Origin of the sequence: Butyrivibrio proteoclasticus B316 (assembly GCF_000145035.1) — a bacterium.
Classification (GTDB): Bacteria; Bacillota; Clostridia; order Lachnospirales; family Lachnospiraceae; genus Butyrivibrio; species Butyrivibrio proteoclasticus.
On the sequence record NC_014387.1, the window covers coordinates 844,891 to 868,270 of the forward strand.

The following is a 23,380-nucleotide window of genomic DNA, read 5'->3' on the forward strand; positions in this document are numbered from 1 at the left end:
AGGAGAATATTATGAATTGGTTAGACAGTATATATAGTGACGGAACAAGAGGTTTTGTCAGCAATATGACACCTGAGATTGGAGAAAAGGTGAGAATTTCTATGAGGGTTATGGAAGACTCACAGATTCAAAAGGTGTTTGTAAGGCGCATCAGTAATGGCGCCGAGCAGTACATTGAAATGGAAAAAGACAAATCTTTTGCCGGATTACAATACTATAGCGCAGAAACTGTCATGAATGAGCCAAGACTGTCATATTACTTCGTGATTGCCTGCAAAGATGTCATCTACTTTTATACTCAGGCCGGCGTAACAACTTATGTTCCAAGCGAGGAAAACAACTTTGTGATATTGTGTGGAAAAACTCGCATGAATGATTGTGAAGACTCTTCCGGACATTCGGCTTACAACAAATATTATGTACAGCCCGAATGGGTAAAAGGAGCAGTATACTATCAGATTTTCCCGACAAGCTTCAAGGATCATTCTCTTTATGGGGTGATCGACAAAATTCCTTATCTTAAGGAACTGGGAGTTACTGCAGTTTACCTTAATCCTATTTTTACAGCACCAAGTGAGCACAAGTATGACTGCGCGGATTATTTCCATGTTGATGAGTCGCTTGGAGGAGATGAGGCTCTAGAAGCTTTATCCAAGGCTCTTCACGATAATGGTATGAGGCTGATTCTTGATATATCCATCAACCATACAGGACTTGAGTATAGCTGGGCTAAGAACAGGAAAGATTTTTATGTTAAAGAACCGGATGGTTCACTTAAGGGGTGGGCAGGCTTTAAAGGCCTTCCTGTCCTGGACTATAGAAATGACGAAGTAAGGGAAATCATTTACAGAGGAAAAGACTCTGTTATCAGAAAGTGGCTTCGCCCGCCTTACAATGCTGACGGATGGCGCTTTGATGTAGCAGATGTATGGGGAAGAAATGATGATGTTCAGCTTGCAGATGAGCTCTGGCAGGAATTATGCCAGGCTATCCGGGAAGAAAAAGAAGACGCCATGATAATTGGCGAGCACTGGGGAGACTGCACTGAATATCTAAAGGGTGATCTGTGGAATGCTCCAATGAACTATTTTGGATTTGGCAGGATTGCAAGACAGTTCGCCGGACTTCCGGATCTTTTTATAATGCGAAATGAAGCATTAAATTCAATCCCATACAAGCTGACAGCACAGGACGTGGTGCTTAGAACAAGTGAGTATTACACAAAACTCCCACAGGTTATAGCAGATTGCAACATGAATCTCTTTGACTCCCATGACGTTTCAAGGGCTCATAATAATCCTGAAATCGACGATGACAAATGGCGCAGCATGGTAATGATGCAGTATCTGTGGACTGGCATTCCATGTATATATTATGGTGATGAACTTGATATTGACGGGTATACAGAGCATGACAGCGGCTTCAGATTCAAGATGCCCTGGGATGAAGAGGATAGGAGAAAGAAAGGACAGCGCTTTATTACTTATCAAAAGCTTAACTGGCTAAGGAGTAATGAACCTGCTTTTGCAGAAGGCGGAAGAAAAGTACTTTTTGCAGAAGGCAGAGTGCTCTCTGTAGCAAGGTTTATGGATGACAATATTTATATAGGTGTCATTTCCATGGAAGATGAAGAGAGGACTGTTCAGATACCGGTTGGATATGTGGGGGCTTGTGAGCCTGATAACAGTGAACTTGTTGATGAACTTGGTAATAAATTTGAGGGAAGAACATGCGCAGATGGAATGTATGAAATTACGATTCCACCTCGCGGGTCATACCTGATAAAGATGCATTCATCTAAAGATGAAGCCTATAAGCAGGGGTACAATGAATTAAGCGGCAGTTTGGAGTAAAGACATGAAAAAAGAAAATGGGCATTTGAATATGCTGATCGGTGATAAGTACAGAATTACAGTGCTTACAGACAGACTTATAAGACTTGAATACAGTGAAAATGGCAGTTTTGAGGATAGAGCATCCTTTGCAGTGGTAAACAGAGATTTGTTTTTTAAGGATCAGATCACTGGTCATGAAGGCAGAAATGAAGAAAACGCTGCTGTAACAGAGAACTTACAGGTATCAGATTCTGAAAATCTTCTTACAATTGAGACTAAATATCTTTTCCTGACTTATGATAAAAAAGAGTTCTCGTCTCTTGGACTTAGTATAAGACTAAAAGATACAGGTATTGTCTGGAATTATGGGGACAATTATACAGACTGGTCCAATCTGGGCGGAACAGCAAGAACGCTTGATGACGCAGATGGTAAGGTCAACCTTGAGAAGGGTATTTTTGGTAAAAACGGATATGCCTGTATCGATGATAGTAAAACACCTGTGTTTGAAGGCGAGGAGCTTGTAAATAGAAGTGAAGATGCAGTAGATGTCTATTTCTTTGGCTATGGAAGAGATTATTATAACGGCCTTCGTGACTTCTGCATGTTATGCGGAAGGATGCCCATGATCCCAAGATATGCGCTTGGAAACTGGTGGAGCAGGTATTACAGATATACAGAAGATTCCTATATGGATGTCGTAGAGCATTTTGCCAAGGAACAGATTCCGATTTCTGTAGCCGTTATCGACATGGACTGGCATATCACGGAAGTTGATCCAAGGTATGGCTCAGGATGGACAGGGTATAGCTGGAATAAAGATCTTTTCCCTGATCACAAAAGATTTCTTAAAAAGCTTCATGACAACAAACTCTCCGTTACTCTAAATCTTCATCCGGCAGACGGGATTAGGCCTTTTGAAGACATGTACGAAGATGTTGCAAGTGCCATGAAAGAGAGAACTTGTGGCAATAAAGGTGAAAAGAGCACAGAAAGCGGTACATCAGGCAGCTTCGCAAATGATGTAAATACTGCAGGCAGTACGTCAGATAGTTGTGGAAGTGGCGTAAATATATCAGGGACGGCATCTGATATTTGTGGAATTGAGCATCAGGACTATGAGAATGGAGTTGAGTTTGACTTTGGAAACAAGACATTCCGCGATGTTTATTTTGATAAGGTTATGCACCCTTATGAGGAGGATGGAGTCGATTTCTGGTGGATTGACTGGCAGCAGGGAACCGGCAGAAAGCCTACAGATGTAGATCCCCTTCTGTTGCTAAACCACTATCATTATATGGATCAGGAAAAGAGAAATCTTCGTCCGATGATCTTTTCCAGATATGCAGGCGTTGGAAGCCACAGATATCCGGTAGGTTTTTCCGGAGACTCGCATGCAACATGGAAGTCTTTAGAGTTCCAGCCCTATTTTACCAGTACAGCCAGTAATATAGCTTATGGAACCTGGAGCCATGACATTGGCGGACATATGCTTGGAGATAAGAATGACGACAGGCTGATCAGGTGGATTGAATATGGAGTCTTTTCTCCGATAATGAGGATCCACAGTAGCTGCAGCCCATTCTTTAACAAAGAACCATGGCTTTTGGATGAACCCTACAGGCAGATTGCTAAGAAGTTTATGAGGCTTCGTCATGAGCTTATTCCATATCTTTATACTGAAAATCACAGAGCTTATGAGGAGTCCAAGCCACTTGTAAGGCCGATGTATTATGACTATTCAGAGGAGATGGGCGATGAGAGCTATGAAGTGAGAAATCAGTATGGATTTGGAGATAATCTCCTAGTTTGCGCTATTACAAGTCCGGATGATGACGAGCTTCGCCTTGGAAGTACAAGAGCTCTTATTCCTGCTGGCAGATGGTATGATATTTTCAATGGCCGTATTTATGACTGCGATAACAATAGAGTAAGAAAGCTTTATAGAAATCTTTCGGAGATACCGGTTCTTTTACCTGCCGGAGGCATTGTTCCAATGGCGCGTTTGCAGGATGAGAATAATTGCAAGGATAGTAATGGCTGCGAAAATGGAGAGGTGCCAGGAAGACTGTTAAATGATACCGGTAACCCCGAAAAACTCAGAATCCTTGTCGGTGGAGGCGCATCAGGAAGCTATAAGCTTTATGAAGATGATGGAATTACCATGAACTTTACTGATGGAGCAAGTGTTGAAACTGAAATTTCAGTAGCCTATGACTATGAGTCTTGCACAACATCATTTACGATTGCCCCGGCAGCAGGCGACCTGTCGCTTATACCTGATAAGAGAGACTATGAAATTGTCTTTTTTGGGGTCAAGGCATCTGGGGTCAGAATTCAAGTTGGAGATTCAGAAACAGAGATAGCAGCTGCAATCTCCTTTGATAGAGTTAAAACCATAGTAACCGTGCCGGCGACATGCGTTTCAGAGAAAGTATTAATAACACTTAAAGGCGTAGTTCTTTTGGAAAATGATTACAGAAAACTTGCATTTGAAATCCTTGACAGAGCCTGGATCAAGACCATGGACAAAGAGCTAGTATTCAACAAGCTAAACGCTCTACCCAAGGAACACTTCGCCTGCTGGCTCAGAACCGCCGACGTTTCGGAAAATCTAAAGCGCGCCCTCGAAGAAGTACTCTAAATTGCTACTATCCACAACCTGCGCAGGGGGGTGAGCCTGGCTGGGGATAGTAGCAGGATAAGTGTTACTGGGCTGAAGCGTTTGAAGAGGAGGCACTAGTGTTGCCGTTTTGCTTCTGACCTTTTTGGAAGCCGCCCTGCCTGTTGCCGGAAGGAGCCTGGCCGGAAGGCATTTCGCCGCTTGGAGCCTGGCCACCTTGGAAACCTCCTGAAGGCATCTCACCATTTGGTGCTTCTCCGCCTGGGAAGTTACCGTCAGGAGCCTCGCCTGAAGGCATCTCTCCATTTGGGGCCTGACCTCCAAATCCGCCCATACCGCCACGGCCGCCGCCCATTGGCATTGATTCTGTGATCTCTGTTACTTCTTCTCCGTTTACTGTGATGGTGCCACCATTAAATTCAGCTGTAGTGTCATAATCGAAAGCAAACTGCGCTGTAATATCTATATTTCCGCCATTGATGATAAGTGAGCCGTTTGCATCAAGCGCATCCGTGTCACCGCTTGCCATTTCGATAGAAATATCACCACCATTTATCTCAATAACAACATCGTAGGCAGTACTCTTGTTAGACGCATTGATACCATCATCTGTTGCGTAGATGTCAATTGTTCCACCATTTATCTGGATATATGTTCCTTCGAGAGCCTCGGCTGCATTAACATTGATATTGCCATCATTTATCATGAGAACTGTTGTTGCCTGAATACCGTCATCTGTAGCCTTGAGAGTATAATCACCACCATTTATATAAACATATCCAACAGTCAGATCATCTGAGTTTTCACTGTGAAGTGCGTCTTTTCCTGCTGTTATGTTAAAAGAGCCATCGTTAATACTGAGGGAATCATTAGCTTCGATACCATCTTCATCAGCAGTGATATTGTAGGTACCTCCGGTTACTTTGACATCATCTTTTCCTGAAATACCATTTGCGGTGGACTCAATATTAAGAGTTCCGACTCCATTAAATACAAGATCATCCTTGGAGTAAATTACAGCATCAGTGTTTGTCGTTCCATCAGCTGTGAAGGTTCCGGTGACTTTAAGTGTATTTGTAGAATCAGTAGTAGTTACAAATACTTTATCTGCTGCTTTTACATAGATTGCAGGAGCTGTAGTGTTGGTAATGGTAACTCCGTCAAGTACCAGCTGAACCTTGGCTGAATCTGCATCGACGATGATAGAAGTTCCTGTTACTTCGCCGCTTATTACATACACGCCTTCTGAGCTGATAGTGACATCCTCGCCACTTGTGAGTGTGATATATTCTGCGTCTGTAAGATCAGCTTCCTGTTCAAGATCCCTGTCTGAAAAAAGATTTGATGTATCAATCAGAGAAGATGAACTTGCAGTAGTAGAACCATTTGCCATGTAGCTTTCTGATGAATCTGAGCCGGATTGCGCTGATTCTGAGCTGTTGTTGTCTCCCGAAACAGCACCTTCAGCATTTTGGCCATTGACAGTATCATTATTATTATCACCGTTACCTTCAACAGCGCTGGTATCTGACTGCTCTGTAACTGTCTGATTTAGTATGTTTGAAACATCTTCGGCAGAACACCCTGTCACCGCAAGGGCTGCTGTCAATAAAGCGATAGCTGCAAACATATTTCTTTTACCATTTAATTTCTCTAATAGATTTTTTTTCATAATATTTATCTCACTTTCTTACAACCATTGTACTAATAATGAAACTTGCGATAAAGTAGTTTACTGATAGAATACCTTGTACCTATCGGATGATCATATTATTGCGTGTCAACCTAAAAACAACCTAAAAGAAATATTATGATATGATGTAGGTGTCAAAAATGAATTTAGACACTACATGATATAAGTTAATGATGAGGAAAAGCAAACAATTATATTGCAGACAACCTATATAAAAAGGTATTATGTTAAAGTGGTGGAGAAATATCGAAATGGGAATTATTAGTGAAAAGATAACACAGATATTAAAAGAAGCTGATATCACAAGAGCAATAATCAGTAAGCCTTCTTCCAAATCTTCCGAATACAGGAAAATAGAGATTTTGGCAAAAGAAAAAGCATCTGCCGGAAACGACTGCAAGACATGCCCTCCGGACAGACTTTTTCAGATTTCCAAGTATACTGAAAAGCAGGTCTTTCATGAGAATGTTAAGGTAAAAGAGCTGCCGCAAAGAGTTGAGGCTCTTATAAATGAACTTTCTTTCAGACAGATGAGTGTTTGGACAGATGAGCATGAATACATATTTCTTTTGTCTAAAAAAGGCGAACTGAGCTTTAAAAAGCGTGCACTTAAGGAAGATGAACAAAAGCACCTTGGTGAGAAAAATACAGGACATAACAGGCAAAAGAACTACATCATTAGCGAAGGACAGCAGGTTGAGCCGCTGTATGACATGGGCATCTTTACCAAGGAAGGCAAAGTCGTAAAGTCCATGTATGACAAGTTCAGACAGATTAACAGATTTCTTGAGATACTTGATGATGAGATCGATTCTGCCAAATTAGATCATTTGAATGTTATAGATTTTGGATGTGGCAAGAGCTATCTGACCTTTGTCGTTTATTATTATCTGACTCAAATAAAGGGAATTACCGCAAACATCATTGGTCTTGACCTTAAGGCTGATGTTATCAAAAAGTGCAATCAGGCGGCCAGAAAATATGGATACGACAATCTTCATTTTGAGCTGGGCGATATAAACGGCTATAATGCGCCATTTGATGTTGATATGGTGATCACGCTTCACGCCTGCGATACGGCTACTGACTATGCCTTGTATAATGCAATTTCGTGGAACGCCAAAATGATCTTTTCAGTACCTTGCTGTCAGCACGAGCTCAATCAGAAGATCAAGTCTGATGACCTGTCTATTCTTACCAGATATGGTATTATAAAAGAGCGTTTTGCAGCGCTTGCAACAGACGCTATCAGAGGAAATCTTCTGGAATATGCAGGGTATAAAACACAGCTTCTTGAATTCGTTGATTTTGCGCATACGCCCAAGAATATACTGATAAGAGCTGTGAAAAGACCTATCGGCCCCAAGAACAGCAGAGACAAGGCACTTGCAGAAGTTAATAAGCTTATGGAGGAATTCCATACAGACCAGACACTATACAATCTTTTGGTAAAAGAAGACTAATAGACAATAAAAAGTAGGTGCCAAAAGTACATTCACACCATATGAAATACAAATCATAACATATATTTGAGAAACAGGAGGACAATAAAATGGGAGTTAACAGTATTGATGCAGAGGACGATCAGTTTGCTTATCGCTATGATACACAGCTTTTGATCGACCGTAGAGATAAGGATCTTGACGAGGATGAAATTTCAGATTATATCACTGAAAACTTTGAAGGAAATTCTTTAATTGCAGCAGGTGACGAGGACCTTGTTAAGATACATTTTCATACAAACGAGCCTTGGAAAGTACTTGAGTACTGCAATACAGTAGGTGAGATCTACGACATCGTAGTAGAAGACATGATCCGTCAGTCTAACGGATTGCAGGGGTAATACATAGACCTCCGGTGATTTGCAGATATGGAAATGCGTCTATTCATGGACAAACCTCCAGTGATACTTCGTATCAAATCGGTTTGACCACGAACAGACTTATTCTCATATTCCTGCAAATCAAATCGGTGTTATGTTCATACCCCTATGTGAGTTTCTACAGATACAAGATAGGAGACGATTATGAAGAATATTACACTTGGACGCACCGGCATATGCGTCCCTCAGAACGGCTTTGGCGCTCTTCCGATTCAGAGAGTTACGCTGGAAGAAGCAGTGAAGATTCTTCGCAAAGCCTATGATGGCGGAATGAGATTTTTTGACACAGCAAGAGCTTATTCAGACAGCGAGGAGAAGCTTGGAGCGGCCTTTGGCGATGGCTATGTTCGTAGAGAAGACATAATCATCACTACCAAGACAGCAGCCAAGACTCCTGAAGATTTCTGGAAAGATTTGGAAACTTCTCTTTCCAAGCTCAAAACTACTTATATTGATGTCTATCAGTTCCATCTTATGGGGCAGTGCTGGAAACCGGGCGATGGAAGCGGCATGTATGAATGTATGCTTGAAGCCAAGGCTCAGGGCAAGATCAAGCATATCGGAGGAACTGCCCACAAAATTGGCGTAGCCAAAGAACTTGCAGAATCTGGCCTTTATGAGACTGTTCAGTATCCTATAAGCTACCTTGCTACAGACAAGGAGATTGAACTGATCCACCTCTGTAACAAGAATAATGTAGGATTTATCTGCATGAAGGGACTTGCCGGAGGTCTTATCACAAACTCCAAGGCAGCTATGGCCTTTGCCAGTCAGTTTGACGGAACTGTTCCTATATGGGGAATTCAGAGAGAGTCTGAACTTGATGAATGGCTTGCTTTCATGGATGAGACACCTTCCATGAATGATGAGATCAAGGCCTTTATAGATAGCGAGAGAAAAGAGCTTATGGGTGATTTCTGTCGCGGCTGCGGATATTGCATGCCTTGTACTGTGGGCATACAGATCAATCAGTGCAACCGTATGTCTCTTATGCTCAGACGTGCGCCGTCAGATTCATGGCTTTCAGAATACTGGCAGGCTGAAATGGGCAAGATTGATGAGTGCATTGGCTGCGGTGTGTGCCTTTCAAAGTGCCCATACGAGCTGGAGATACCAACTCTTTTACGCAAGAATCTTGAAGACTATAGAGAAGTCCTTGCTGGAAATCGTAAGGTGAAGTAATAGCATTGAAAAAATAATAATCTAGATGAGTGATTCTACAGAAATTGATGGCGATATGGCACTAGAGTGCTATATCGCCATTTTGTAATTATATTAGCTGAGAACTCACATTTTTCATTTAGAATCATTTGTATGAATATCATTTCGATAAATGTTTTGATATTCCTTCGGCGACATCCCATATTCCTTCTTAAACGCCTTGAAAAAGCTAGAGTAGTCACGGAAACCAAAACGCTCATAGGTTCCTGTTATGCTGTCACCACTTATGATCGCGTCGCGGCATTCAGACAGTCTTTTCTTAATAATATACTGATGAAGCGAGATTCCAAGAGTGTCCTTGAATAGGTGTGCAACATAGTACTTGCTTACATAGAACTGCGCCGCTACATCATCAAGGCTAAGGGTGGCCTCCAGATTTCCCTCAACATAAGAGAGAATGTTCTGGAAAAGAGTAAGCTCATCATTTCCCCCGTGCTGATGTTCTTCGTCATATATTACACGGTTGATAGTCAGGATCAGATCGCAGAGGCAGATGTGCCTGAAAGCGTCAGAGGCATATCTTTCGCCTGAAGTCTCCTCAAGTAGGCGCAGAAACTTGGACTCAACCTGATGAAACTGGGCCGGAGCCAGATGATAAATATACTTCTTGAAGGCTTCAGCCCTCTGCATCAGATACATATAATCCACAGACTCTTCCATGAGCCTGTTACAGCAGTCCCTGCTTATCCAAAAGACAAATCGCCTATAATAATCATCTGATTCCTGCATGATCGCATGATGTGAAATCCCCGGTGGAACGATCATAAGATCCCCCGGGGTCATTTTATATTCAAGCATATCTCCGGATGACTTCTGAATCTCCATTACCACATCACCCTCTAAAAAGAGATAACACTCATAGTAGTCATGAGCGTGTGGAGAGAGAGTTTTGAAGTCTTTGTCCGAATAATAAAAGACTTCAAAATCCGAAGATAACATGTACTGTCTGGAATTAAATGATGAACGAAGTTTGTTTTTCATGACAATAATTATGGCAAGTGAGCGCAATTTTTGCAATATGGCAAATGATTACGATCTTAAGAAAATCTTAAAGAATTTCGATGGTAAATCTTAAGATTTACCTGATAGCATATTTCAAGTGCCTAGATCCAGGCATATTTAGTAACACTCTGTTACAAGGGCAAATTCGTCCAAAATCCCACTTTCATACAGTAGGTCACTAAATTGACAATGATAAAATTGAGGAATAAAATATTCCTAGAAAGGAATAAATGATAGTTGAGTTTTATAAATTACAAGATGGAACCAAGCCTGCGGGGCTTTTTATCAAGACTATAGAAGATCAGAAACTAAAGGCTAAGGTTATTAGAAGCGTTAAACTATTAGAAAAGTTTGGCACTAGCTTAGGTGAACCTGACTCTAAATATTTAGGAGAAGGAATATTTGAACTTAGAACTATTCATGGCAATGATATCGCAAGATGCTTATACTTTTTTACTGTAGGAGATAAGGCAATAGTTACAAATGGACTTATCAAAAAGACAGAAAAAACACCTAGGAATGTAATAGAAACATCCAAGAAATATCGTAATGGTTATGAGAGGAGGATTAAGGATGGGCGATATTGATGAATTATTGAAAGAAGAACTGGAAAATCCGGAGTTTGCGAAAGCATGGGAAGAAACTGAGCTTGAATATCAAATAAAAGAAATGCTGGTTGCAGCCAGGATAGAGAAGAAAATGACCCAACAGGAATTGTCACAAAAATCAGGAGTAAGGCAATCTAATATTAGCAGAATTGAAAAGGGCGTATGTGTACCAACATTGAACACGTTGAATGAACTTGCCAAAGGTCTTGGTAAAAGACTAAAGATAGAGATGATTTGACTGAAGCGAAATATATTTAAATAGTCATGTTCTACTTTCTGAACAATTGTAAAACTATTTGAGAGAATACGAGGTGATAGAAAAATGTGCGAAGCATTGAGAGAACTTATGGCTGAAGATTTAAAAGATGCTGAGAAAAAGGGTATTGGTAAAGGGATAGAACAAGGAATAGAGCAAGCAAGTAAATAAAATAAACCCGTAAAATGAAAAGAAAAGACCATAGAAGAAATAGTCGAGGATCTTGAAGAAAATAGGGAGACTATCGAACGTATCTATAAAACAGCTAAGCTATTTGCACCTGAATATGATGAGGAAAAGATAGTTGGAGCGTTGTTAGAGTCGGATAAGCGGTGATTGACATCAAAGAACCGGCTCAAATTGGATTAGAACAGGGAAAAGCTCTATGCTGATAGGCATAGAGCCTTTTTTTTATGCCTAATTCTTCAATGGTTTATAGTTTTTTAATTAGTGAAACTATCGTATTATTGATAAAATATAAATGGAGCACTGCGCAGAAAAGTCGAAAATATGCGAAAATACAGATTTTAATAGTTAACGATAAATAGATAATAACTATAAATATCTGATTAGAAATGCCGATATAGTTTGTAGAAATGCAGTCACAGCCTATGAGGGGGTTATGATATGGCAAAAACAGCAACACTTAGGGCAGAATCTTTAAGCGGCGTATTTACTGGTAAGAAGATTATTGAGCTCAATTATCAGGAAATCTACGATCACAAGCCCAACATCTATAAGTGGACCAAAAGAGCGTTTGATATCGTGGCAGCCAGTATCGCGTTGGTACTGCTTTCACCTATCTTTCTTTTGACAGCCTTAGCTATAGAGCTTGAAGATGGAGGTCCTGTGTTCTTCACGCAGCTTCGCGCCGGACAAAACATGAAGCCCTTCAAGATCTATAAATTCCGCAGTATGTACAGAAATGCAGAAGCCCAGTTTGAGCGAATGCAGGCGCAGAACGAACAGACGGGTCATGCTTTCAAGATAAAAAATGATCCGAGAATAACTCATGTTGGTAAGTTTATAAGAAGATATTCTATCGACGAACTCCCTCAGCTTATCAATGTGATAAAAGGTGACATGAGTATAGTAGGTCCAAGACCTATTCTCTATAACCAGATGGAAGAATGTAATGCTTATGAAAAGCAGCGTCTTATTGCAAGGCCTGGACTCACCTGCTATTGGCAGGTATGTGGAAGGGCCAAGATCAAGTGGGACAGATGGGTTGAACTTGATCTGCAGTATATAGAGGATATGAGTATTTCAAAGGATATTGAGCTTATCTTTAGGACATTTCCTGCGGTATTTGGTAAAGATGGTGCATATTAGTAGCGGATAATTGATGTAAAGTATGCGAAAGCGTAGATTTGATACAAAATCTACGCTTTTTTCTATGGCATAAAACTATATATAGTTTATAATTAATTTGTATATGGATATATAATTTGGGGATTATGTTACTGCGATGAAATCGCATTTCTTAGTCTAAATCGTTGGAGTTGTGTAGGAATATGCTTGGAAGTGAAAACATAAAATGAGAAGAGTTAAAGATACAAAAAAAATACTAATGATTGGCAATTGCTATACAAGTATTGTTCATTTTAGACGGGAACTGATTCAAGAATTAGTCAGTAGCGGATATGATGTTTGGATGGCTTTTCCAAATCATTCACATGGAGAGCAAGAGAACGGAGAAGAATCTTCAAAGGAACTGGGATGTAAGTTCGTAGAATTATATATAGACAGGCGATCTACTAGAATATCAAAAGAAATAGCATTGTTGAGACGTATATTTCAGCTATTAAGGGAAATCAGGCCTGATTGTACCTTGCTATTTACTATAAAGCCTAATATATATGGTGGCGTTGCATCCATATTTCTTCGTGTGCCGTTTATAGTAAATATTACAGGGCTCGGTTCTGGTATTAACGATTCTTTACGAGGGAAATTGTTACTCCGGAGTTACATCTCTATCTGTAATAGGGCAAATAGGGTCTTTTTCCAAAACACTCATGATATGGAGCTGTTTAGAAAACGAGGATTATCAAATCCGAAAACAGATTTATTGCCGGGATCAGGAGTAAACCTTTCAAGATATTCATTTGCTGATTATCCATGCGGTGATAATACTGTTTTTCTCTATGATGCCAGGATAATGAGAGAAAAAGGAATAGATGAATACTTGTACGTTGCAAGTATGTATAAAGACAGAAGTGATATTCAATTTTATGTATGTGGAGATTGCGAGGACGATTATTCAAGTATTCTGAGTGAATTAGTTGAAAACAAAACAATTAAGTATTTTGGACGTGTTTCAGATGTTCGTCCTTTAATTAAAGAGTGTAATTGCATCGTTATACCGTCATTTTACAATGAGGGAGTGTCTAATTGTTTATTAGAGGCTGCTTCGTGTGGGCGCCCAATAGTTACGACGGATCATGCTGGATGCAGAGAAGTTGTAGATGATGGGGTAACAGGCTTTTTAGTTAAGCCAGCAGATAAAGAAAACCTAAAGCGAATAATAGAAAAATTTATCGATATGCCTGCAAAAGAAAGGAAAGAAATGGGAAAGCAGGCAAGAGAAAAAATGGAACGTGAGTTTAGTAGAGAAATAGTGGTGAACATGTATATGAAAGCTATAAAAGAAATAATCTAAGATAATTTACGCTGTTTGATAACTAATGTCAGTTAAAAGGAAACTCAGCCTGTATGTGCGGAATAAACGGAATATTTCAATTCAGAAGAAAATTTGAAATAGATAAACTATCGAACTATATAGGAATAATGAATCAGAGCATAGTTCACAGAGGACCAGACGGTGAGGGTGTATATGTTGATGAAACATGTGCTCTGGGGATGAGAAGGCTTTCCATAATTGATCTGGAAAAGGGCGATCAGCCTATTTGGAATGACGATAGAACAAAAGCGATTATTTTTAATGGAGAAATATATAACTACCAAGAATTAAGAAACAATCTATTGGGAAAAGGTATTGGTTTCAGTACTAATAGTGATACAGAAGTAATATTAAAGGGAATTGAGAGTGAAGGAATTAGTTTTATCAACAGACTAGAAGGGATGTTTGCTTTTGCTATATATGATAAAAAGCAACAGACTGTTTTGCTGGCGAGAGACCGATTGGGAGAAAAGCCCTTATATTATGCTGAAGATGATGGGGTATTATATTTTGCATCAGAACTGAAAAGTATACTTTCGATAGGTGTAATAAAAAAACAGATAAATACGATAGCTTTTTCGCAGTATCTGCATCTTTCATATATACCATCCCCACTAACAATTATTGAGGGTGTGTATAAATTACGCCCAGGATATTGGATGAATATGAATTCATTTGGGAAAACAGAAACCATTCAATATTGGGATGAGCACATAGATCCTAAAACAATAATTACTGATTACGACCTTGGAAAAGAACTGCTCAGAAAATCGGTAGAGGAATCTGTAAAAAAATGCATGGTTGCAGATGTCCCTGTAGGTGTTTTTCTTTCTGGAGGGATAGATTCTGGAATAGTTGCAGGATTAATGGCACAGTATAGCGCGAAACCTATTAGTACTTTTACATTAGGTTTTAGCGAAAAGGAATATGATGAAAGTAAACGAGCAGAAATAATAGTTCAGAAATATAAAACTGATCATCATATAAAAGTTGTTAAAAGTGAAGATGTATTTGAGGCTTTACCAACAGTCATAGAAAGCATGGGTGAACCCTTTGCTGATCAATCAATAATAGTGACATATATTTTGTCTGCCTTTACTAGGAAATATGTCAAAGCAGTTTTGACTGGTGATGGAGGAGATGAACTATTTGCTGGCTATAACAGATATCTTATTGAGTATTATTCCCAAAAATATAACGAGATGCCAGATCCAGTAAAGAAGATGTCTGATTTAGTTCTTCGAAACATAGATGGAAGGACAAGATTGTCAAGAAAAGTGTCGAAAGTCATAGACAATGCTAATCTTCCTTTGGATGTACAAAGATTAAATCTGATGTGTTTGGCTTTTAACAAATCTACGATACTAGGTAAGGATAGCGAAGAAATATATAGAGATATCAGGAATTGCTATGAAAAGTATATTGGCGTGACAGATGAAATAAATCGCATTCTGTATACAGACTTAAAAGTGTCTTTGGAAGGTGATATGCTGGCGAAAGTAGACAGGGCTTCGATGTTGGCTTCGCTGGAAACAAGAGTGCCTTTGTTGGGGAAGAATGTTGTTGAAACCTCATTCATGATGCCTGGAACATTTAAAATCGCTGGTAGACAGCAGAAAAAAATCTTTAAAGAAGCCTTTGAAGATATTATTCCTAATGAGCTTAGAAAGAAATCTAAACGAGGCTTTGATGTTCCTATAAGTAAATGGATAAGAAATGACTTAAGAACGGATATGGAAAAAACCATAAGTGGTGGATATGCGATAAGTGAAGGGATGATCAGCAAGTCTGCTGTAAACGAAATGATAACTCGGCATATCAGTGGTTATAAGAACTATAGCATGGAGTTGTGGAGCTTGTATGTTTTTGAGAAGTGGTATGTGAGAAATATATGATTGCAATAGGAGAATAAGAATTGTGCGATATTGTAGGGCTTATTTCAGTATATAATCCAACAAAGCAGATAGTGGATAATATCATTGGGTTATTGCCTTATCTTGAAAAGTGGATAATTCTGGATGATTCGGATCCCACCTTTATAACTGATAATAAGTTGAGTAGTTTGCAGAGTTCTAAGGTCAGTTATCATAGGAATAATAAAAATTTGGGATTAGCCAGAACACTTAATTATGGAATTGGCGAAGCAATTGATATGGGTGCTAAGTGGATCATGATAATGGATTCTGATAGTTCATTTAGTACTGATGTTATTTCTGTATATAAGGATTACATAAGTAGTAATGAAGTTATGCAAGTAGCCTTATTAGCTCCTCAACATAACTATAGTAGACATATACGTAAGCCTGACGTTGGAATACGATATAGGCGGAAAGTAATGCTCTCAGGAGCACTTTTAAATGTTTCTGTTATAGCTCAGATAGGACTATTTGATGAAAGATTTTACATAGATGGTCTGGATTATGAATGGTGTCAAAGGGCATTTACCAGAGGCTATAAGATTATAGAATGTCAGGAGGCAGTGATTGACCATAATCCTGGAATAGAAAAGCAAGCTAGATTATTTGGGAAAATATTATTCAGATATGGATGGGATAAACCAGAAAGATACTATTATCAGTTCAGGGCAATGCACTTGCTCCACGATATTTATCATGATTTCAAGCTTGATATAAGCTTACTTTTTAAACCGATAAAAGCCTTTTTGCTTTTTGATAATAGAGGTGCTTATTTAAGGGCATGGAAAAAATCTATATATGATTTTAAAAATGACTATTTTGGCAAGTATTCTCAAGACTGTGATGAAGATATGATGTATGAGAATGTGTTGCGAGAGAATAGGGCGTATTTGGTAAATCAAAAAAAGGACAGTAAAAAGTTTATCCGCTCGGCTGGATACTTTTTTGCCATGCTTGGAAAGAAAAATTACAGAGAGGCATTTGATCATTTAAAAACTAAAATAATACATCTATATATCAGGTTTAAATCAAAGGATAAAAAACGTAAAAATATAACATATGGAACTGTCTATAAAGGTGAAAGAATAGCGGTTTATACCGTACTTTTTGGAACCAGAGATGACATTAGAGAGCCTCATATAATAGATGACAATTGTGATTACTACATATTAACAGACAATGAGATTTCACCTACATCTGTGTGGAAGAAGATAGATATACCAGATGAAGTAAATGCGCTGCAAGACAATATTCTGAAAAGCAGATACTGCAAAATCAGGTCACATTTATTCTGGAAAGAGTATAAGTATTCGGTGTACTTGGATGCCAATATAGAATTATTTGGTAAACCGTCAGAGCTTATCAAACATATTGATCATAGAACAGGCATTGCGCTTCATAATTTGCCATATAAAAGTTCGGTATATGAAGAAATAAATGCATTGGAACTAGTTCGTCCTCAAGATTGGCCTGTAATTAAACAACAAAAGGAATGTTACAAGCAAGAGGGATTCGATGGCGGAAGCGATATGTTCGAATGCAACGTTATAGTTAGAGAGAACAGTAATATTTGTTGTGAAATAATGGAGAAATGGTGGGAGGATTTTAAAGCTTTTCCCAAGAGAGATCAGGTGTCTTTTCCACATGCATTGTGGTCATTAGGAATAGATAGTAATGAAATTGGCATTATAGGAAATAATGTCCGGCTTAACCCATTTTTCAGGATAAGTGAGCATTAGTGGACAAATAAACTGATATAAAGAGAGCGGTCAGAATGGAATCATACTTAGTAATATTGATAGTGGTAATACTTTTGAGTATGGTTAGGTTTACCATGGTAAATAACAAAAGAGAAAAACTGGCAGAAGTGAACAGTTGCCTTCTGCCATGTGCCTTTTTATGCGTTATTGCTGGCTTTAGAGCGCTGGATGTTGGAAAAGATAACTATAGCTATACAAGATATTTTCTTGGAATGACAATCAATAAAGTCTATTTTTTTGATTTCAAAAAATATTGGATATACAACCTATGGGTATATTTGATAAGACAGGTTACTGATAATGTCTATGTGTTTAATTTTCTTTGTGCCTTAGTATTGTATATTTCGCTGTATTTTTTTCTACACAGGTATTCTAGTGATGAAAGAGTTTCGTTGATTCTTTATATTAATCTTGGACTGTTCTTTACATCCATGAATCAGACCAGGCAGGCTCTTTCTTTAGCTGTGTTATTGTGGGCATTTCACTTTGTTGTTCAAAAGAAAATAGTTCAGGTGGTGATTCTTTGTTTGATCGCTACATTTGTGCATAATGTTGCGATAGTAATGCTGCCTGTTTTTTTGCTCTTTTGTTTAATCCCCAAAATAACAAGAAGTGTAGCTACATTCTTTTCTATTTTTTCAGTAGGAATAGTACTTTTATATAACAGATTGATCAGCTTATTTGTATTTATCTTTCCGCAATATAAATATTACTTGAAGTATTCTAAGTTATTTGTAGAAAGAAAAAGTATATTTAGGTATGCTGACTTCTTCCTGGCATTAACAATTCAGGCCTTTCTTTTATATGGAATGCATATTACTAGAAAAAAAGCGAGTGTTAGTACGAAAAGAATAGATAGTGATGATATTTTTGGGAATATTTTGGTATGCATGAATGCAATATATTTATGCATGACATATCTGATTCTTAATGGCGATATTTTTAACAGATTAAAATCACTATTTGCTTATTGGGTTTTATTGGTAATTCCTTATATTATAAAAAAATACTTTGATGATAATAAGGCTATCAAGGCATTAGTATGTGTTGTAACAATTGCCTATATGTGGAGACTTGGCGTGCATGATGGAGATGGTGTTGTTCCATATAAGTTTTATAAGGATATACAGGAAATTCTAGGAAACATGTAATCGGTTGATGAAAAGTATTGAAAGAGGATGAAATTGGATAAAAACAAGGAGCCTATGTTTTCAAGTTTTCTATGGAGATACATGGAACGAATGCTGGCACAGATAGTTTCTTTCCTGGTATCTATTGTTTTGGCTAGAATACTGCTTCCTAAAGAGTATGGTGTTGTAGCACTTGTTCTGATATTTATTTCTTTGGCAAATGTATTAGTATCATCTGGTTTTGGAGATGCACTAATACAGAAGAAAAATGTTGAGGACTTGGACTATTCGACACTCTTTTATTGTTCATTAGCTTTATCTATTGTTCTTTATTGTTTGATTTATATTTGTTCGCCCTTTTTATCAGTTGTTTTGGGTGAAACAATACTTGTGCCAGTTATCAGAGTAATGGCTTTAAAGATCCCATTATCTTCAGTAGCGACAATACAGCATGCCTATGTGTCCAAACACATGCTATTTAGAAAATTCTTTTTTGCTACGCTTATAGGAACTGTTATATCTGGTATTGTTGGCATTATATTAGCCTACAGCGGATATGGCGTATGGGCATTGGTTTATCAATACCTGTTGAATTCAGTGATTGATGTTATAGTTCTTTTGGCTATTTTAGAATGGAAACCAAGACTGATTTTTTCATTTGTGGTAGCTAAAAGCTTGATCGGAAATGCTGTAAAGTATACTCTGTCGTCCTTGGTAAATAATGCATATGGACAAATATATAATTTCTTTATAGGGAAGTTATACTCGGTAGAACAGCTGGCATATTACAACAGAGGTAATCAGTTTCCAGCACTGGTAGTATCCAATGTTGATATTGCATTTGCAAATGTAATGTTTCCGACATTGTCAAATGTTAATGATTCTGACAGGGAAATGAAACGGTTATGCAGGAATGCACTTAAAATATCTGCCTACTGTATATTTCCTCTAATTTTGGGAATGTTCGTAGTTTCGTCTGATTTGATAAGGGTGTTATTGACAGACAAGTGGATAGAAGCAGTTTATTACCTAAGAATAGGTTGCTGTGTAAACATTTTTCAGCCCATTCAGACTATAAATTGGCAGATCCTGAAAGCTAAAGGGAAGAGTGGGCTATGTTTAAAGTTAGAGATTGTAAAGAAATTGATAGGAATGTCGACTTTAGTGATCTCAATTCCCTATGGCGTGAAAATAATTGCGCTTTCGTGTTTGATAAATACGATGATCTCAACATATATTAACATGATATTTGGAAGCAAGATGATTGGCTATTCAGTTATGGAACAATTAAAAGATGTATCAAAGACATTTTTATGTTCCGTGTTAATGGGGGCGATAGTATTTCTACTTGGTGAAATAGAGATACCAGCAGTATTTTCTTTGCTCCTTCAGGTTATTGCAGGAGTAGTTGTTTATATAGCCTTTTCAATATGGAGTAAAAATGACAGTTTCTTTATGATTCTTAAGCGACTTAAGCAACTTGTAAGGGGAACATGATGAAAAATGTTATATATATTGGCGAAAATATAGGAACACCGGATACAGCTATGTTTATACATTGTCAGAATGTTGCCAGGATATTCAAAGATATCGGTTACAATGTATTATTTGTTAGCATCGGAGAAAAAGGCCAAGATAATCCGCACATATATGGAGAGAATAAGTATTATTACAGTATTAGGAGACACTCAAAGGGAATCAGCAGGAAACTAGAACACATAACTGAGGAACTTTCTGGAAATCAATTTTATAAGGTGTTCCTCCAAGTTGCGGAAGAAAATCATCCTGATCTTATATTGTATTATGGCTATTCCATTGAGAAAAAGCTGCTTAAATATGCTCATATTAAGGGCGTACCTTTTTTGGTTGAAAGAGTAGACTGGTTCGAACAATCAGACCATAATAAGTTCTTTTACAAATATATAGTACAGAGGAAAGTAGACTATTCATATTCGTGCTTGGATCTACAGGCAGATGGAATAATAGCTATAAGTGATTATTTAGAAAAATATTTTACATCTAAACAGATGAAAGTAGTACGAATACCACCTGTATTCGACACAAATACAGAAATGATCACAGAATATAAGGCTGAAAATCCTATAAGTATTGTTTATTGTGGAAGTGCTGGCAATAAAAAGGATTATTATATGCCAGTTGTTGATGCCTTGCTTTTTCTGAACAGAGAAGAACTACGATATACTTTACAAATTATCGGAATACCTTCAGATAAGATATCTTCCAAATATGATATGAAAGTTTTGCAGAAATACGGGATATTTGTTTATGGGAAAATTGGAAATGAACAGGCACGAAAGATAATTCATGAATCTGATTTTAGTGTTCTGTTCAGGGACCCTAAAAGATATGCAAAAGCAGGTTTTTCGACAAAGTTTGCAGAAAGCATGGTTTTAGGAGTCCCAGTGATATGTAATTCGGTTGGTGGAGCGGATACTGTCATAACTAATGGAGTTAATGGGATAGTGATTGATTCTCGTGATAAGGAGAGAATTATAAATATACTTTCTGAAATCCTTACATACGACGAAAACCATATCAATCAGATAAAAAATCAAGCATTGGATTTTGCAAATAGCTTTTTCAACTATTCTGGTTATGTAGATAAACTAAGAGCATTTATTGCAGATATAACTAGCGGCATGAAAAGTAACGGCTAAATGATCCGTACATAATGCGCTATGAAAGGATAAAGTTTTGTCATGTCACCATGGAGAAAATTAAGACTTTTAATTGAAAATCCATTTCAACTTTGGATATTCTTTGCTAATAGAGGCTTTTTCAATTATATGGATGATGAAAAGTATTTAAGATACAGGTATAGATGCCTCATGAGAAAAAAGCTGTCTTTGGAAAGACCACGCAGTTTTAATGAAAAGATACAGTGGCTAAAATTATATGATAGAAAGCCGATTTATAATAGCATGGTAGATAAATATGAGGCCAAGAACTATGTTGGGGATCTTATAGGTGAACAATATATTATTCCAACATATGGTGTTTGGAATAACTTTGATGAAATCGATTTTGACTCTTTACCAGATCAGTTTGTAATAAAGTGCACACATGATTCAGGTGGGATAGTTATAGTAAGAGATAAAAACAAATTTGATAAAGAACACGCCAAAAAGGTGATTGAACGAGCTCTTAATAAGGACTTTTATCTGATTGGACGAGAATGGCCATATAAGGACCTGGAACATAGAATCATAATTGAGAAATATATAAGCAACAGAGATAATGATTTAGGGTTAATTGATTATAAATTTTATTGTTTTAATGGAGAACCTAAATTTCTTTATATTTCTGCAGGCTTAGAAGATCATGACAAAGCTCGTATTAGCTTTGTGTCATTGGAGTGGGAACGTTTACCTTTTTACAGGACTGACTTTAAACAGTTTGAACAGCTTCCAGAAAAACCAACCAATTATGAAGAAATGATTCATATATGCAAAAAATTGGCTGAAGGCATTCGATTTATACGAGTTGATTTATATGAAATTGATAATAGAATCTACTTTTCTGAACTAACATTTCATCCATGTTCAGGGTTTATGCCACTAAATGATGAAAAATATGATCTCGAGATAGGCGAAATGCTTGAGCTATCAAAATAGCCATTTTGCCCAATTTCCCACTACAATCAGCGCTTGGCAAAAAGGTTACCTTTGGAACTGCTATTATTCAGGATTGCACTTCCAAGAATGGTAAGAACAACCTCAAGGGCGTAAACTCAAGACTATATTTAAGGGGGAAGACTATTATTATGCAGCGAAAGAGAATTCTTGTGACAGGTGGAGCTGGCTTTTGTGGCTCGCACCTATGTGAAAAGCTTTTGGATCAGGGAAATGATGTTATCTGCGTAGACAATCTTTTTACGGGAAGTAAGGATAACATCAGGCACCTTATGGACAACAATTACTTTGAGTTTATCAGGCATGATGTGACTCAGCCTCTTTATGTTGAGGTGGATCAGATCTATAATCTGGCTTGTCCTGCGAGTCCTATTCATTATCAGCACGATCCTATTGAGATGGGGAAGACGTCCATAATGGGAGCGCTTAATACGCTGGGACTTGCAAAAAGATGTAATGCAAGAATCCTGCAGGCCAGTACCAGTGAGGTTTATGGCGATCTTGAGATCCATCCGCAGCCTGAAACCTACAGGGGATGTGTTAATCCTATCGGGCCGAGATCCTGCTATGATGAAGGAAAGAGAATGGCAGAGACTCTTTTTTTGACTATAACAGGCAGCATGGAGTGGATATCAAGGTTATCCGCATATTCAATACCTATGGGCCTAGAATGAGTGCTCATGACGGAAGAGTAGTGTCTAACTTCATTGTTCAGGCACTTAACAACGAAGACATCACGATCTACGGTGATGGCAAGCAGACCAGAAGCTTTTGCTATGTTGATGATCTTATTGATGGGATGATCAAGATGATGAACAGCAGGGATGGTTTCACCGGGCCTGTTAACATTGGAAATCCAGGTGAATTTACTATGTTGGAACTTGCTGAGCTTGTGATAAAACTTGCAGGATCGGATTCAAAGATTGTGTATAAGCCTCTTCCGCAAGACGATCCATTGCAGAGGCAACCTGTAATAGATTTAGCCAAAAAAGAACTTGATTGGGAGCCGACGATCAGTCTGGAAGAGGGACTTGCTAGGACTATTGAGTACTTTAGGATATTGCTTGGAATCTATTGAGGTTGTTTTGGAAAATTCAAGTACTTTATAGTTTTTAGTGATT

Annotated in this window: 17 protein-coding genes and 1 pseudogene; 16 read left to right on the forward strand and 2 right to left on the reverse strand. The window is 38.1% G+C overall.

What is annotated here, in order from left to right; translation table 11 throughout:
• Positions 1-11 precede the first annotated feature (11 nt).
• Positions 12-1,853 (forward strand): alpha-amylase family glycosyl hydrolase, encoded by a 1,842-nt coding sequence (locus tag BPR_RS03595; protein ID WP_013280099.1) that lies wholly within the window; start codon positions 12-14, stop codon positions 1,851-1,853.
• 4 nt (positions 1,854-1,857) lie between these two features.
• Positions 1,858-4,479, forward strand: a complete 2,622-nt coding sequence (locus BPR_RS19580) for a glycoside hydrolase family 31 protein (protein WP_013280100.1) — start codon at positions 1,858-1,860, stop codon at positions 4,477-4,479.
• 64 nt (positions 4,480-4,543) lie between these two features.
• On the opposite strand, the gene BPR_RS03610 is transcribed toward BPR_RS19580, so the two are convergent.
• A complete protein-coding gene (locus BPR_RS03610; protein ID WP_013280101.1) occupies positions 4,544-6,130 on the reverse strand; it encodes a carbohydrate-binding domain-containing protein in 1,587 nt (528 codons plus the stop codon).
• Between the two features lie 272 nt (positions 6,131-6,402).
• Here BPR_RS03610 and BPR_RS03615 point away from each other — a divergent pair, with 272 nt between their 5' ends.
• The 3 genes from BPR_RS03615 (at position 6,403) to BPR_RS03625 (ending at position 9,215) form a co-directional block, all read left to right on the forward strand.
• On the forward strand, positions 6,403-7,614 hold the full coding sequence (locus tag BPR_RS03615; protein WP_042256460.1) for a class I SAM-dependent methyltransferase: 1,212 nt from the start codon (positions 6,403-6,405) through the stop codon (positions 7,612-7,614).
• A gap of 89 nt (positions 7,615-7,703) precedes the next feature.
• On the forward strand, positions 7,704-7,994 hold the full coding sequence (locus tag BPR_RS03620; protein ID WP_013280103.1) for a hypothetical protein: 291 nt from the start codon (positions 7,704-7,706) through the stop codon (positions 7,992-7,994).
• 183 nt (positions 7,995-8,177) lie between these two features.
• The gene (locus tag BPR_RS03625) at positions 8,178-9,215 is read left to right on the forward strand and encodes an aldo/keto reductase (RefSeq protein WP_013280104.1); all 1,038 of its coding nucleotides are present in this window, start codon (positions 8,178-8,180) and stop codon (positions 9,213-9,215) included.
• Positions 9,216-9,329: 114 nt separating this feature from the next.
• Here the strand turns inward: BPR_RS03625 and BPR_RS03630 are convergent, their stop codons facing one another.
• The gene (locus BPR_RS03630) at positions 9,330-10,235 is read right to left on the reverse strand and encodes an AraC family transcriptional regulator (RefSeq protein ID WP_042256467.1); all 906 of its coding nucleotides are present in this window, start codon (positions 10,233-10,235) and stop codon (positions 9,330-9,332) included.
• Positions 10,236-10,486: 251 nt separating this feature from the next.
• Between BPR_RS03630 and BPR_RS03635 the strand changes: the two genes are divergently transcribed.
• The 11 genes and pseudogenes from BPR_RS03635 to BPR_RS21225 all read left to right on the forward strand — a co-directional run bounded on the left by BPR_RS03635 (position 10,487) and on the right by BPR_RS21225 (position 23,337).
• Positions 10,487-10,843 carry a type II toxin-antitoxin system RelE/ParE family toxin gene (locus tag BPR_RS03635; protein ID WP_013280106.1) on the forward strand — a complete coding sequence of 119 codons (357 nt, stop codon included), beginning with the start codon at positions 10,487-10,489 and terminating at the stop codon, positions 10,841-10,843.
• Complete coding sequence (locus BPR_RS03640) at positions 10,830-11,102, forward strand: helix-turn-helix domain-containing protein (protein ID WP_013280107.1); 273 nt, start codon at positions 10,830-10,832, stop codon at positions 11,100-11,102. The genes BPR_RS03635 and BPR_RS03640 overlap by 14 nt, the downstream gene beginning before the upstream one ends.
• Positions 11,103-11,747: 645 nt before the next feature.
• Positions 11,748-12,452: a sugar transferase gene (locus tag BPR_RS03645; protein ID WP_013280109.1), complete on the forward strand. Its 705-nt coding sequence runs from the start codon at positions 11,748-11,750 to the stop codon at positions 12,450-12,452.
• 205 nt (positions 12,453-12,657) lie between these two features.
• On the forward strand, positions 12,658-13,779 hold the full coding sequence (locus tag BPR_RS03650; protein ID WP_013280110.1) for a glycosyltransferase family 4 protein: 1,122 nt from the start codon (positions 12,658-12,660) through the stop codon (positions 13,777-13,779).
• Positions 13,780-13,832: 53 nt separating this feature from the next.
• Positions 13,833-15,695 (forward strand): asparagine synthase (glutamine-hydrolyzing), encoded by a 1,863-nt coding sequence (gene asnB / locus BPR_RS03655; protein WP_013280111.1) that lies wholly within the window; start codon positions 13,833-13,835, stop codon positions 15,693-15,695.
• Between the two features lie 20 nt (positions 15,696-15,715).
• Complete coding sequence (locus BPR_RS03660; RefSeq protein WP_013280112.1) at positions 15,716-17,455, forward strand: glycosyltransferase domain-containing protein; 1,740 nt, start codon at positions 15,716-15,718, stop codon at positions 17,453-17,455.
• Between the two features lie 95 nt (positions 17,456-17,550).
• Entirely contained in the window at positions 17,551-18,627 is a 1,077-nt protein-coding gene (locus tag BPR_RS03665) for an EpsG family protein (RefSeq protein ID WP_242662216.1), read from the forward strand.
• 33 nt (positions 18,628-18,660) lie between these two features.
• On the forward strand, positions 18,661-20,103 hold the full coding sequence (locus BPR_RS03670) for a lipopolysaccharide biosynthesis protein (RefSeq protein WP_167531140.1): 1,443 nt from the start codon (positions 18,661-18,663) through the stop codon (positions 20,101-20,103).
• Entirely contained in the window at positions 20,100-21,284 is a 1,185-nt protein-coding gene (locus BPR_RS03675) for a glycosyltransferase (RefSeq protein WP_013280115.1), read from the forward strand. Before BPR_RS03670 ends, BPR_RS03675 begins: the two co-directional genes overlap by 4 nt.
• A 171-nt stretch (positions 21,285-21,455) precedes the next feature.
• A complete protein-coding gene (locus BPR_RS03680) occupies positions 21,456-22,241 on the forward strand; it encodes an ATP-grasp fold amidoligase family protein (RefSeq protein WP_207636490.1) in 786 nt (261 codons plus the stop codon).
• Between the two features lie 149 nt (positions 22,242-22,390).
• Positions 22,391-23,337: pseudogene (locus tag BPR_RS21225) on the forward strand (UDP-glucuronic acid decarboxylase family protein).
• Positions 23,338-23,380: the final 43 nt, after the last annotated feature.